The organism is Pseudomonas silesiensis, assembly GCF_001661075.1.
In the GTDB taxonomy this organism is placed as follows: Bacteria; Pseudomonadota; Gammaproteobacteria; order Pseudomonadales; family Pseudomonadaceae; genus Aquipseudomonas; species Aquipseudomonas silesiensis.
Genome location: NZ_CP014870.1, coordinates 1138659 through 1151529, shown reverse-complemented (window position 1 = coordinate 1151529; position 12871 = coordinate 1138659). Strand labels below are relative to the sequence as shown.

11 protein-coding genes and 2 tRNA genes are annotated in these 12871 nt (G+C 59.8%); 9 read left to right on the top strand and 4 right to left on the bottom strand.

The features are described 5' to 3' along the window. The first annotated feature begins 252 nt into the window (after positions 1–252). Positions 253–2739, top strand: coding sequence for a ligase-associated DNA damage response DEXH box helicase (locus PMA3_RS05155; RefSeq protein ID WP_064676155.1), 2487 nt, complete (start codon positions 253–255; stop codon positions 2737–2739). Next, positions 2739–3392 (top strand): ligase-associated DNA damage response endonuclease PdeM, encoded by a 654-nt coding sequence (pdeM, locus tag PMA3_RS05150; protein ID WP_064676154.1) that lies wholly within the window; start codon positions 2739–2741, stop codon positions 3390–3392. Before PMA3_RS05155 ends, pdeM begins: the two co-directional genes overlap by 1 nt. Here the strand turns inward: pdeM and PMA3_RS05145 are convergent, their stop codons facing one another. After that, positions 3393–3599 carry a hypothetical protein gene (locus tag PMA3_RS05145; protein WP_064676153.1) on the bottom strand — a complete coding sequence of 69 codons (207 nt, stop codon included), beginning with the start codon at positions 3597–3599 and terminating at the stop codon, positions 3393–3395. Positions 3600–3706: 107 nt separating this feature from the next. Then, positions 3707–4273, bottom strand: a complete 567-nt coding sequence (gene dcd, locus PMA3_RS05140; protein ID WP_064676152.1) for a dCTP deaminase — start codon at positions 4271–4273, stop codon at positions 3707–3709. A gap of 355 nt (positions 4274–4628) precedes the next feature. Here dcd and PMA3_RS05135 point away from each other — a divergent pair, with 355 nt between their 5' ends. Further along, complete coding sequence (locus tag PMA3_RS05135; protein ID WP_002554837.1) at positions 4629–4838, top strand: cold-shock protein; 210 nt, start codon at positions 4629–4631, stop codon at positions 4836–4838. Positions 4839–5001: 163 nt separating this feature from the next. Here the strand turns inward: PMA3_RS05135 and PMA3_RS05130 are convergent, their stop codons facing one another. Further along, complete coding sequence (locus PMA3_RS05130) at positions 5002–6009, bottom strand: DUF481 domain-containing protein (protein ID WP_064676151.1); 1008 nt, start codon at positions 6007–6009, stop codon at positions 5002–5004. 136 nt (positions 6010–6145) lie between these two features. Here PMA3_RS05130 and PMA3_RS05125 point away from each other — a divergent pair, with 136 nt between their 5' ends. The 4 genes from PMA3_RS05125 to PMA3_RS05110 all read left to right on the top strand — a co-directional run bounded on the left by PMA3_RS05125 (position 6146) and on the right by PMA3_RS05110 (position 10953). Continuing rightward, complete coding sequence (locus tag PMA3_RS05125; RefSeq protein ID WP_237140688.1) at positions 6146–6526, top strand: MGMT family protein; 381 nt, start codon at positions 6146–6148, stop codon at positions 6524–6526. A gap of 44 nt (positions 6527–6570) precedes the next feature. Next, positions 6571–8124, top strand: coding sequence for an AmpG family muropeptide MFS transporter (locus tag PMA3_RS05120; protein ID WP_064676149.1), 1554 nt, complete (start codon positions 6571–6573; stop codon positions 8122–8124). Between the two features lie 142 nt (positions 8125–8266). Then, positions 8267–9982, top strand: coding sequence for a proline--tRNA ligase (locus tag PMA3_RS05115; RefSeq protein WP_064676148.1), 1716 nt, complete (start codon positions 8267–8269; stop codon positions 9980–9982). 17 nt (positions 9983–9999) lie between these two features. After that, complete coding sequence (locus tag PMA3_RS05110) at positions 10000–10953, top strand: hypothetical protein (RefSeq protein WP_064676147.1); 954 nt, start codon at positions 10000–10002, stop codon at positions 10951–10953. A gap of 141 nt (positions 10954–11094) precedes the next feature. Here PMA3_RS05110 and dinB read toward each other — a convergent pair whose 3' ends face one another. After that, positions 11095–12156 carry a DNA polymerase IV gene (gene dinB, locus PMA3_RS05105; RefSeq protein ID WP_064676146.1) on the bottom strand — a complete coding sequence of 354 codons (1062 nt, stop codon included), beginning with the start codon at positions 12154–12156 and terminating at the stop codon, positions 11095–11097. 299 nt (positions 12157–12455) lie between these two features. Here dinB and PMA3_RS05100 point away from each other — a divergent pair. Together PMA3_RS05100 and PMA3_RS05095 are read left to right on the top strand one after the other, a co-directional pair. Further along, positions 12456–12532 (top strand) — tRNA-Met (locus PMA3_RS05100). A gap of 222 nt (positions 12533–12754) precedes the next feature. After that, positions 12755–12831: transfer RNA gene (locus PMA3_RS05095), tRNA-Met, on the top strand. Positions 12832–12871: the final 40 nt, after the last annotated feature.

Sequence of the window (12871 nt, the reverse complement as noted above, 5' to 3'; positions counted from 1 at the left end):
ATCCCCGTAGGAGCCAGGCTTGCCGGCGAAGGTGACCCCGTAGGAGCCAGGCTTGCCGGCGAAGGCGATCCCCGTAGGAGCCAGGCTTGCCGGCGAAGGCGATCCCCGTAGGAGCCAGGCTTGCCGGCGAAGGCGATCTCAAGGACGCCTTCGCCGGCAAGCCTGGCTCCTACAGGACCGCGTTGTGTCATTAAACCTTTCGCATGCCGCCGTGGTCACTGAAGGAAGACTTCCAGAGCGCACACCGCCGGCATGGGAACCTCCCCCGACTTTGCAAGACACTGGTTCACCGCTCGCGGCTGGAAGCCGTTCGTCTTTCAGAAACAGGTGTGGGCAGCGATAAAAAACGGACAGTCCGGTTTGCTGCATGCCAGCACCGGTGCCGGTAAAACCTATGCCGTGTGGTTTGGCGCGCTCGATCGCTTCGCCCGCTCCACCCCTCCTGACGATAAACCGCGCAAACGCAAGCCGCTCGCCGAGCCGTTGACAGTGCTGTGGATAACCCCCATGCGCGCCCTCGCCGCTGATACCGCCCGCGCCCTGGAAGCGCCATTGCACGACCTGCAGATCCGGTGGAGCATCGGCCTGCGCACCGGCGATACCAGCAGCAGCGAACGCGCACGCCAGAGCCGGCGCCTGCCCTCGGCACTGATTACCACCCCCGAAAGCCTGACCCTGATGCTGGCCCGCGCCGATGCGTTCACAGCGCTGTCGACCTTGCGCATGGTGGTGGTCGACGAGTGGCACGAATTGCTCGGCAACAAGCGCGGCGTGCAACTGCAATTGGCCCTCGCTCGCCTGCGCCGCTGGCACCCCGGGTTGATCGTCTGGGGCGTTTCCGCAACGCTGGGTAATCAGGCCCACGCCGAACAGGTATTAATCCCACAGGGCGGTGGCATCAGCGTGCAGGGGCAAACGTCCAAGGCACTGCAGGTCGACACGTTGCTGCCGCCCGCCCTCGAGCGCTTTCCATGGGCTGGCCACATCGGCTTGAAGATGTTGCCGGCGGTGGTTGCCGAGCTCGAATCCAGCCCCGGCAGCCTGGTATTCACCAACACCCGTGCGCAATCGGAAATCTGGTTCCTGGCGCTGCTCGAGGCCCGCCCGGACTGGGCCGGCCTGATCGCCCTGCATCACAGCTCGTTGTCCAGGGATACCCGCGACTGGGTCGAACGAGCGCTCAAAGACGGTCAACTCAAAGCCGTGGTCTGCACCTCGAGCCTGGACCTGGGCGTGGACTTCCTGCCGGTCGAGCGGGTCCTGCAAATCGGCTCGGCCAAAGGCGTGGCGCGGTTGATGCAGCGTGCAGGGCGTTCCGGCCACGCGCCGGGCCGGGTTTCGCGGGTGACGCTGGTGCCAACGCACAGCCTGGAATTGATCGAAGCCGCCGCGGCACAGGACGCCGTGGCGCAAGGCCGGATCGAACCCCGCGAATCGCCGCACAAGCCTTTGGATGTACTGGTTCAACACTTGGTGAGCATGGCCTTGGGCGGCGGTTTTTTGCCCGATGAGCTGTACGATGAAGTGCGCAGGGCTTGGGCTTATCGTGATCTCACACCGCAGGATTGGACCTGGGCCCTGGCTTTCGTACGCCATGGCGGGCTTTCTCTGACAGCCTATCCGGACTATCGCCGGGTCGAACCTGATGAATACGGTGTCTGGCGCGTGCCGGATGCGCGATTGGCCCGACGGCATCGCATGGGCATCGGCACTATCGTCAGCGACGCGAGCATTCAGTTGAAGTTCTGGAGCAAAGGCGGCGGTGGCAAGCAGTTGGGCAGTGTCGAAGAAGGTTTTATCGCAAGGCTCAAGCCCGGCGACGGTTTTCTGTTTGCCGGACGCTTGCTGGAGCTGGTCCGGGTGGAAAACATGACGGCTTATGTCAAACGCAGCGCCACGAAAAAAGCCGCAGTGCCGCGCTGGAATGGCGGCCGAATGCCACTGTCCAGCGAGTTGGCGCATGCCGTGGTAGCGCGTTTCAGTGCCGCGGACCAAGGCACCTTTATCGGCCCGGAAATGCAGGCACTGCGCCCATTATTAGAGGTACAGAAACGCTGGTCCGGATTGCCTACCGAGACCTGCCTGCTGGCCGAGGTACTGAAATCCCGCGAAGGCTGGCATCTTTTCCTCTACCCCTTTGCCGGGCGCCAGGTGCATCTGGGCCTGGCGAGCCTGCTGGCATGGCGGATCAGTCAACGGCTGCCCGTGACCTTTTCGATTGCGGTCAACGATTACGGCCTGGAACTGCTCAGCGCCACCTGCGTCGATTGGTCGACGCATCTGGATCCGCAACTGTTGAGCCCTGACGCTTTGTTGAAGGACGTCCTCGCCAGCCTGAATGCCGGTGAACTGGCGTTGCGTCGTTTCCGGGAAATTGCGCGCATCGCCGGGCTGGTGTTCGCCGGCTACCCCGGCGCGCCGAAAAGCACGCGTCAGGTTCAGGCTTCAAGCGGTCTGTTCTTTGAAGTGTTCAAACAATACGACGCAGGGAATCTGCTGCTGGCTCAGGCCGGGGAAGAAGTCCTGCGCGAGGAACTGGATATTCATCGCCTGGAACAGACCCTGGCGCGGCTCAATCGCCTGCAATTGGACCTGCATTCTGTCAAACGCCCTACCCCCCTCGGGTTTCCGCTGCTGGTGGAGCGGATGCGCGAAAGCATGAGCTCGGAAAAACTCGCCGACCGCATCAGACGCATGGTCAGCGATCTCGAGAAAACCGCCGAAACCGGGAAAGCCTGATGAGTACACCCTATCCGGTCCGTTTGGCGGGTGAAGAACTCTGGCTGTTGCCTGAAAAGGCGATCTATTGGCCAGCGCAACAGGCCTTGCTGATCGCCGATGTACATTTCGGCAAGGCCGCCGCTTATCGCAGCCTCGGGCAACCGGTGCCGCAGGGCACGACCGCCAGCAATATCGCCGTATTGAACGGATTACTGGCAGCGCTGCCCTGCCGGCAGCTGATTTTTCTCGGGGATTTCCTGCACGGTCCCGGCTCCCACGCCAAAGCTACGCTAAGCGCTTTAGCCGAGTGGCGAGCGCAGCACCGCAACCTGCCCATGACGCTGATCCGCGGCAACCATGACAAGCGCGCCGGCGACCCGCCCGTCTCGCTGAATATTCGAGTGGTGCCCGAGCCTATGCTGCTGGGGCCGTTCGCCTTGCAGCATGAGCCGACCCCTCATGGGAGTCGGCACGTACTGGCCGGGCATGTGCACCCTGTCTACCGATTGAACGGCCGGGGGCGGCAAAGCTTGCGCCTGGCGTGCTTCAGGCTCGGCGACGAGATCACCCTGCTACCTGCCTTCGGCGCGTTTACCGGCGGCTATCAGGTACAGCAGGATGACAATTGCAGGATACTCGTCATCGGCGACAACGAAATCTGGCCCCTGTGATCAGACAACAGGCGCGGGTGGCGGCTCATCCGGCAGGGTAGGCTCTCCCGGTTCCGTAGGTTGTTCGTTGGGGGTATCGGGATCGGGCTGACCCGGGATGCCCCCCGCCATGATTGGCGGGTGCGCCAACAAGGACCAGGCCAGGACGCCGACCTGATTGGGCTCAAGCCTTGCCAGTTCGGCACTTATTCGCGGATCGATCTTCATGGGACACTCCTGAGCAATGGCCTCGTCCGCTGTACGCGAACCGGGCAGTACACCCAATAGAGTGTCTACCCGCCCAGGAATTCCCACCGGCTGCCCGATGAAATGGATCAGGTGCGTGGCAAAGTGACGCCGCGTTGCCCCTGATACTTGCCGCCACGGTCCTTGTAGGAGACTTCGCACTCTTCGTCGGATTCGAAAAACAGCATCTGCGCCACGCCTTCATTGGCGTAGATTTTCGCCGGCAGCGTGGTGGTGTTGGAGAATTCCAGGGTCACATGGCCTTCCCACTCAGGCTCGAGCGGCGTCACGTTGACGATAATGCCGCAACGGGCGTAGGTGCTTTTACCCAGGCAGATGGTCAGCACGTTGCGGGGAATGCGGAAGAACTCCACGGTGCGCGCCAGGGCGAAAGAGTTCGGCGGGATGATGCACACGTCGCTCTTGACGTCGACGAAGCTCTTCTCGTCGAAGTTCTTCGGATCGACGGTCGCCGAATTGATATTGGTGAACACTTTGAATTCATCGGCGCAACGCACGTCGTAGCCGTAGCTCGACACACCGTAGGAAATCACGCGTTCGGCGGCTTCACCACGCACCTGGCGTTCAACGAAAGGTTCGATCATGCCGTGCTCTTGCGCCATGCGGCGAATCCACTTGTCCGATTTGATGCTCATGGCGGGTGTCCTGAATAGCGAGGTGGAAAAATTCTGTCCGGCATCTTACCGGGCGCGCCGCCGGGATCAAAGTCCGAGGCAATATTCTCGGCGCCAACCCCCTTGATTTACGGACCTTCACCACAGAACAGTGGACCGTCAGTCACGAAAACAGAGAAACCTTCGCAAGAAACATTGGCACGTTCCGGAAAAAGGGTTAAGGTGGCGCCACTGTGCTGCTTGTGTCACTGAGAATCTCTACACGATATGTTGAATTTCGATCCAACCATCTACAAGAATTTTTCCTGCTCTTTGCACTCAGTCTCGGCCAGGGTTCTTCCTGCGTCGCAGTTATCTTTGTTCAAGGAGTTACACCATGTCTAATCGCCAAACCGGTACCGTTAAGTGGTTCAACGATGAAAAAGGCTTCGGCTTCATCACTCCACAATCCGGTGACGACCTGTTCGTTCACTTCAAAGCTATCCAATCCGACGGCTTCAAAAGCCTGAAAGAAGGCCAACAGGTTTCTTTCATCGCTACCCGCGGTCAGAAAGGCATGCAAGCTGAAGAAGTTCAAGTTATCTAACTTGTACTTGCTTTAGTAAAAAGCCCCGCCCTCAAAAGCGGGGCTTTTTTGTGCCCGTCTGTTTTGTCGGCACAAAAAAGATCGCAGCCTGCGAAAGCTCCTACATGGGATTTTCATACATCCCGGAGCTGCCGCAGACTGCGATTTTTTTGATCTTGAGCCGTTACCAGGTAACGCCAAACCCAGCCGTATAACGCGTCTTGCTCAGGTCAGCCTCATCGCTACCCTTGATGATGTCTCTCTCGGCCTTCAGGTTCAGCGACGCCCAATCCGTCACCTTGTAGCGCAGCCCGACTTCGGCATCCAGCGCATAATCCGCCACGTTGCCCAGCGGCTTGCCCACCTCGCCATTGGTGAAGAACTCTACTTTCTTTGCGACCAGGTAGCGGTTGTAGTCCCACTTCATGGCCACCGAGTAGAAATTATCCTTGCCGCCATCGGCGTATTCGTAATCGGTGCGGTTGAGCAGCGAGCCCAGGGAGAACGCACCCAGTTCGTCATCCCAGAACTGATAACCGGGACCGGTACCGACCGTGCGCTGACGGGCAAGGTCTTCGACCTTGTCACGCTTGTACACCAGGCGACCCTGCCAGAACCATTTGTCGGTCAGGAAGCGATCGAGCGAGTACTCGCCACGCCAGTTGTCCGTGGTGACCACGTCATCCTGGAATTCGCGGTTGTACTCGCCCTCTGCGGTATGACGCCATCTGCCATGACGGGCACTGGTCTTGAAGTCGACGTCATAGTCATCGGTATCGTTTTCTGCGCGCTGATAGTCCAGAGCCACATCGATATTGCCCTTCCACACGAGGTCTTCGACCACCGGCTTGGGCTTGAGCATTTGCTGGATACTGGCCAGCTCCACGGTCTTGGGACCGTCGCCGTTGGCAAGAGTCACCTTGCCATCTTCCGCCGCATGCAGCGCCTTGGCCTTTTCGCCAGTGTAGGCATCCTGCTTGACCAGCAACTGCTGATCGCTTTCCAGGGTTTTGACTTGCTTCCAGTCGATCGGGACCGCGCCGGCATACTCGGTCTGGATCAGCAGCTTGCCACCGTCGAACAAAGTGATCTTGCCGCTCAGCTTGTCACCGTTTTTCAACCAGACGGTGTCGGCAAGTAAGGGGGTGGAAGCAGTGAAGACAGCGAGGCACAGCAGGGTTCTGGACACCATAAGCAAAAACAGGCTCAAGATTGCGAAAAAAAGTCGGCATTATCCATAGGAATAAGACCCCAGCAAGCACTGACCCGACTATTTCTATTGAGTTCATTTCTCAATTGCAGATCCAGGCATTACTCTACGGACGGTAATGAAAATCCCTCCAGGAACTGCGGACGTGACCGATTCAACCGCTGAACACCAGACCCCGGCGCAAATCCGACGTACAGCCCTCTACCTGACGCTGGCGCAAGTGCCCGCGGGCAAAGTCGTGAGTTACGGTCAACTCGCCGAGCTGGCCGGGCTGGGTCGTGCCGCCCGCTGGGTTGGCCGGACACTGAGCCAACTGCCCCCTGACAGCAAATTGCCCTGGCACCGCGTACTCGGTGCCGGCGGGCGCATCAGCCTGCCGGTGGGCAGTGTTTCAGGGGATGAACAACGGGCGCGTTTGCGCATGGAGGGCATCAGTGTCCAGAATAATCGTGTTGATATTCAGCGCCATGGCTGGCGCCCGGTAGAGCACAGCGGTTAGAGTGCGCGCTTTGTTTCCGTAATTCTTGAGGCAGACTCCAGCCCATGCCCCGTAAAACCTGGCGCGCCGCGCTCGCCGCCTATGCCAGCCCTTCAACGCTTGTGCTGTTGTTGCTTGGTTTCGCCGCCGGCCTACCCTACATGCTGGTGTTTTCGACACTTTCAGTCTGGCTGCGTGAAGCCGGCGTGGCTCGCGAAACCATCGGCTATGCAAGCCTTATCGGTCTGGCCTACGCCTTTAAATGGGTCTGGTCACCGCTGCTCGATCAATGGCGCCTGCCACTGCTCGGCAAACTCGGTCGCCGCCGCTCCTGGCTGGTGCTCTCCCAGGCACTGGTGATTCTCGGCCTGATCGGGATGGGTTTCTGCGACCCGCAAAAACATTTGGCCTGGCTGATCGCGATCGCGGTGGTCGTCGCCTTCGCCTCGGCGACGCAAGACATCGCCGTAGACGCTTATCGCCTGGAAATCGCCGAAGACAGCCGCCAGGCAGCGCTGGCCGCCAGTTACATGGCCGGCTACCGGATCGCCGCGTTGCTGGCCACCGCCGGCGCGCTGTTCTTCGCCGAAGGCTTCGGCTCCACCGGTTTCAACTATAAACATTCGGCTTGGGCCGGCACTTACATCCTGTTCGGCGCACTGATGGTCCCAGCGCTGCTGACCTCCTTTTTCATGCGCGAACCACCCGTACCGCTGCGCACGCAGCTGCAGGCCGGGCGCTACAGCTTCGTGCATCAACTGGCTTCGGTATTCGTGCTGATCGTGCTGCTGGTCTCCGTCCCGGCCTTGTTCACCCAGCTCTACAACACCGACTTCGCCAGCGTGCTGTTCCAGGACGAAAGCCTGCTCGACCTGTTGCTCGAAGACCGCGCATTCCTGCGGGCGATCCTCTACATCACCCTGACCGCGCTGTGCCTGTCATCCATGGGCCGCCGCGGCCTGGCACCAGTGCTGACGCCGGTCAACGACTTCATTCTGCGGTACCGCTGGCAAGCGCTGCTGCTGCTCGGGCTGATCGCCACCTACCGGATGTCCGACACGGTCATGGGCGTTATGGCCAACGTGTTCTACATCGACCAGGGTTTCACCAAGGATCAGATTGCCAGCGTCAGCAAAATCTTCGGCCTGATCATGACGCTGGTCGGCGCCGGCATGGGCGGCCTGCTGATCGTGCGATTCGGTATCCTGCCGATCCTGTTCATCGGCGGCATCACGTCGGCCGGCACCAACCTGCTGTTCCTGATGCTCGCCGACATGGGCGCCAACCTGAACATGCTGATCGGCACCATCTCCCTCGACAACTTCAGTTCGGGCCTGGCGACTTCGGCGTTCGTCGCCTACCTGTCGAGCCTCACCAACCTCAAGTTCTCCGCCACCCAGTACGCGCTGCTCAGCTCGATCATGCTGTTGCTGCCACGCCTGATCGGCGGCTACTCAGGGGTCATGGTGGAAAAATACGGCTATCACGATTTCTTCCTCATTACCGCACTGCTAGGCGTTCCAACGCTGGTGTTGATCGCCGTGCACTGGTACCAGGAGAACCGCCGCGCCGGTCCGACGCCGGAGCCGGTGCCGACCCAGGTCGCGGAAGAATCCTAGGCTATTTACGTAAGAAATTTCGCCAAGGGCGCGTCGATTCTCGCCCTTTGCGACCCCGCCGACCGCACGCCTGTACGCCGGAAGATCTCGCCCGTACAATGCTCCGTCATTTCTCGTCATCAGCAACCGACAACGGCCAACCATGCGCACCAGTCAATTTTTGCTCGCCACACAGAAAGAAACGCCTTCCGATGCGGTCGTGATCAGCCATCAGCTGATGCTGCGCGCCGGCATGATCCGCAAACTCGCCTCGGGCCTGTACACCTGGCTGCCGATGGGCTTGCGAGTGATGCGCAAGGTCGAAGCCATCGTTCGTGAAGAAATGAACGCCGCGGGTTCTCTTGAAGTGTTGATGCCGAGCACGCAACCGGCTGAGCTGTGGCAGGAATCCGGACGCTGGGAAGAATACGGCCCGGAATTGCTGCGCTTCAAGGATCGTCACGGCCGCGACTTCTGCGCCGGCCCGACCCACGAAGAAGTGATCACCGACCTGATGCGCAACGAGTTGAGCAGCTACAAACAGCTGCCGATCAACCTGTATCAGATCCAGACCAAATTCCGTGACGAAATCCGCCCACGCTTCGGCTTGATGCGCGGCCGCGAATTCATCATGAAGGACGCCTACTCCTTCCATGCCGATCAGCCTTCGCTGCAGGTCACTTACGACCGCATGTACCAGGCGTACTGCAATGTGTTCACCCGCCTGGGCCTGAAGTTCCGCGCGGTTGAAGCCGATAACGGCTCCATCGGCGGCGCCGGTTCCCACGAGTTCCACGTGCTGGCCGAATCCGGCGAAGACGATATCGTCTTCAGCAACGGCTCCGACTACGCCGCCAACATCGAAAAAGCCGAAGCCGTGCCGCGGGAAACGTCCCGTGCAGCAGCGACCGAAGAGCTGCGTCTGGTCGACACGCCGAACGCCAAGACCATCGCGCAACTGGTCGAAGGCTTCAACCTGCCGATCGAAAAGACCATCAAGACCCTGGTGGTTCACGCGGAAGAGAAAGGCAAGCTGATTGCCCTGATCATCCGTGGCGACCACGAGCTGAACGAAATCAAGGCCGCCAACCAGCCAGGCGTTGCCAGCCCGCTGGTGATGGCGTCCGAAGCCGAACTGCGCGACGCCATTGGCGCCGGCGCCGGCTCCCTCGGCCCGCTGAATCTGCCGCTGCCGATCATCATCGACCGTTCCGTCGAGCTGATGAGCGATTTCGGCATCGGTGCCAACATCGACGACAAGCACTACTTCGGCGTGAACTGGGAACGTGACCTGCCGGTTCCGACCGTGGCCGACCTGCGTAACGTCGTGGCCGGCGATCCAAGCGCGGATGGCAAGGGCACCCTGGAAATCAAGCGCGGCATCGAAGTCGGGCACATCTTCCAGCTGGGCAACAAGTACAGCAAAGCGATGAAGTGCGAAGTGCTGGGCGAGAACGGCAAGCCGGTGACCCTGGAAATGGGCTGCTATGGCATTGGCGTATCCCGCGTGGTGGCCGCGGCCATCGAGCAGAACAACGACGCCAACGGCATTATCTGGAGCGATACCCTGGCACCCTTCCAGGTCGCCCTGGTACCCCTGCGCTACGAAACCGAACAGGTTCGCGAAGCCACCGACAAGCTGTACGCAGAACTGACTGCCGCCGGCTTCGAAGTGCTGCTGGACGACCGCGACAAGAAAACCAGCCCGGGCATCAAGTTCGCGGACATGGAGCTGATCGGCATCCCTCACCGGATCGTGGTCAGTGACCGTGGCCTCGCCGAAGGCAACCTGGAATACAAGAGCCGCACCGAGCCCGAGGCGCAAGCGCTGCCGGTCGCTGACGTGCTGCCTTTCCTCCAGGCCCGTATCCGCCGCTGACACCAGATAGAGAAGTCATGTTCAAGCGAAACACCTTAGGCCTCGGTGGTGCCGCCTTGTGCGGCACCCTGCTGGTCAGCGGCTGTGCCAATCACATGTCGCAACGCAGCGAGCACGAGGAACGTGTCGAGCGCAAATTGCTCGATCACAGCCTGCAGATCGATGTCGGCGAGCCCAAGGTGCTTGAGCTGCCGCAGCGGCGGGTGAAAATCCATGAGCAAAAGACTTTCGAAGTCACCGAATTCGAAGTCACGCGCCACTATGATCGCTACACGCCGTACCAACCCTGGCGGGAGATCTACGAAATTCCGCTGGGCGCGGTGGCGGTGGTGGGCGGTGTCGGCGCGAACGTGCTCAACGTGTTCGCCCTCGGCAATCTTCCGGACAGTGTGACCCGGGACTGGTTCAGCTACGGTTTCGCCGGGCTCAACCCGTTCATGAACGCGCCGTCCAACGGTCGCGCGCAGCAGAACCTGGCCGGCATCGACGAAGTCCAGCTGGACAAGCGCACCGAGCACTCGAGCCTGCCCTGGAGCGAGCGTCCGGTCGAGGTCAAGGCCGGCAAGGAAACCTTCCAGCTCAATACCGACAAAAACGGCATTTTGCGCGTCAACCTGCTGGACAGTCCGTTCGCCGAACATGACATCAACCATCTGAGCCGACTGCTGATCACTGTCGCCGATGCCCGGGACGACGTGCATTCCGACTCGTCCCTGGCGGTCAGCAGTGGTTTGCGTGGCAAACTGCTTGAAGCCCACGGGCTGATTTACGACGACCTCGAAGACGACGAAGTGAGCCAGTGGGTACACCGGGTCAAGCGTCTGTCGGAACTGGGTCTGGAAGAGGAAGCTACGGAGCTGGAGCAGAGCCTTATCGAGCTGACTCGCAACGATCCGGAGTTGCAGGCAGAGTTCCTCAAGTCATTGACCAAGGATGGCGGGCGACTGGTGGCGAATCCGGGACCGAATTAAAGCCTGAAACGCATCGCGGGCAAGCCCGCTCCCACAAGGATTTGAAGCAATCACAAATAATGTGTTCGCAGCGGATACCTGTGGGAGCGGGCTTGCCCGCGATGGCGGCCTGACATTCACCGCGACATCAAAACTCTGCCACTACCGCTCAAACAACTCCATCTGCTCAAACCCACCCCGCAAATCCTCCAGCCTGACCCCTATCCCCAACAACCGCACCGGCTTCCCGCCGCGATTGAACGCCTGGGTCAGCAACAGCTGATAACTCCCCAGATCCCGCCCTGCCCCGGCCTGCTCCAGCGTGGTCTGGGTAAAATCATGGAATTTCACTTTGACGAACGGCTTGCCCGGCCGATAACTGCTGTCGATTCGCGCCATGCGTCCGGCCAGGGTTTCGAGCAGCTCGGGTAATTTATCCAGGCAACTCACAAGATCCGGCAGATCCACGTCATAGGTATTTTCCACACTGATCGACTGGCGGCGACTGTCGTTGTGCACCAGACGGTAATCGATCCCACGGGCCAGGCTCCAGAGCCGCTCGCCAAAGCTGCCGAATTCGCGCACCAGCGCCAACTTGTCCCATTCGCGCAAATGCGAGCAGTCGACGATACCGAGCCGGCCCAGCTTGTCGGCCGTCACCTTGCCCACCCCGTGCAGCTTGCTGACCGGCAAACCGCTGACAAAGTCCTCCACCTGATCCGGCGTAATGACGAACAGGCCATTGGGTTTCTTCCAGTCGCTGGCGATCTTGGCGAGAAACTTGTTCGGCGCCACCCCCGCAGAGACGGTGATGTGCAACTGATTGGACACCCGGCGCCGGATGTCCTGGGCAATGCGCGTGGCGCTCCCACCGAAATGCGCACTGTCCGACACGTCGAGGTACGCCTCATCGAGGGAAAGCGGCTCGATCAAGTCAGTGTAATCGCGAAAGATCGTGTGAATTTCCTTTGACGCTTCTCTATAGGCGTCCATGCGCGGCTTGACGATGGTCAGGTCCGGGCACAGTTTCAAGGCGTGCCCCGAGGACATGGCCGAACGCACGCCATACGCCCGCGCTTCATAATTGCAGGTGGCGATCACGCCCCGCCGATCCGCCGACCCACCCACCGCCAGCGGTTTACCGGCCAGGCGCGGGTCGTCACGCATCTCGATGGCGGCGTAGAAACAGTCACAATCGACGTGAATGATTTTTCGCTGGGTCATATAAAAGCGGTATTCATGGGCAAGAAATGCAGTCAGGTCTTGTCGGATGGGCAGTATCTCACTGACACCTGTATATAGCACCAGTACTCCGAATGTTCTTTTTCACGCGTAGGAAAAGTACCGGGTGAATTTAATTTCTCAATCGAACAGCTCTACCCAATAGAGCCGGAGGCCTTGCCACACCTGCCTCACAGGCCTGCAGAACCTCCCCTTGGAGAGCTAAGCGATTGAACAGGAACAGGTTTTTTCAGGATTAGGCTTGACACCCGCGCCATCCTCTGTAGAATCCGACACACAGACGCGGGATGGAGCAGTCTGGTAGCTCGTCGGGCTCATAACCCGAAGGTCGTCGGTTCAAATCCGGCTCCCGCAACCAAACATCAAAAAAGGCTACTCGAAAGAGTGGCCTTTTTTGTGCGCGTCTGTTTTGTACGAGTGCGGGGTTTACGCATCAGCAGTGCAAAAATCAGAAATCGTTTCCGATTCCGAAACTTAGGTACCCACTGCCGGAGCTTGCAGTTGATTTATACTTATTTGACCAGGTTCAGGATTAACGGTTGACACTCCGCCGTTCGCCTGTAGAATGCCGCCACACAGACGCGGGATGGAGCAGTCTGGTAGCTCGTCGGGCTCATAACCCGAAGGTCGTCGGTTCAAATCCGGCTCCCGCAACCAAACATCAAAAAAGGCTACTCGAAAGAGTGGCCTTTTTTGT

Excerpts from the sequence above, each read along its gene's own strand:
- PMA3_RS05155 (WP_064676155.1), top strand. The coding sequence starts at position 253 with ATGGGAACCTCCCCCGACTTTGCAAGACACTGGTTCACCGCTCGCGGC.
- pdeM (WP_064676154.1), top strand. The coding sequence starts at position 2,739 with ATGAGTACACCCTATCCGGTCCGTTTGGCGGGTGAAGAACTCTGGCTG.
- PMA3_RS05145 (WP_064676153.1), bottom strand. The coding sequence starts at position 3,599 with ATGAAGATCGATCCGCGAATAAGTGCCGAACTGGCAAGGCTTGAGCCC.
- dcd (WP_064676152.1), bottom strand. The coding sequence starts at position 4,273 with ATGAGCATCAAATCGGACAAGTGGATTCGCCGCATGGCGCAAGAGCAC.
- PMA3_RS05135 (WP_002554837.1), top strand. The coding sequence starts at position 4,629 with ATGTCTAATCGCCAAACCGGTACCGTTAAGTGGTTCAACGATGAAAAA.
- PMA3_RS05130 (WP_064676151.1), bottom strand. The coding sequence starts at position 6,009 with ATGGTGTCCAGAACCCTGCTGTGCCTCGCTGTCTTCACTGCTTCCACC.
- PMA3_RS05125 (WP_237140688.1), top strand. The coding sequence starts at position 6,146 with ATGAAAATCCCTCCAGGAACTGCGGACGTGACCGATTCAACCGCTGAA.
- PMA3_RS05120 (WP_064676149.1), top strand. The coding sequence starts at position 6,571 with ATGCCCCGTAAAACCTGGCGCGCCGCGCTCGCCGCCTATGCCAGCCCT.
- PMA3_RS05115 (WP_064676148.1), top strand. The coding sequence starts at position 8,267 with ATGCGCACCAGTCAATTTTTGCTCGCCACACAGAAAGAAACGCCTTCC.
- PMA3_RS05110 (WP_064676147.1), top strand. The coding sequence starts at position 10,000 with ATGTTCAAGCGAAACACCTTAGGCCTCGGTGGTGCCGCCTTGTGCGGC.
- dinB (WP_064676146.1), bottom strand. The coding sequence starts at position 12,156 with ATGACCCAGCGAAAAATCATTCACGTCGATTGTGACTGTTTCTACGCC.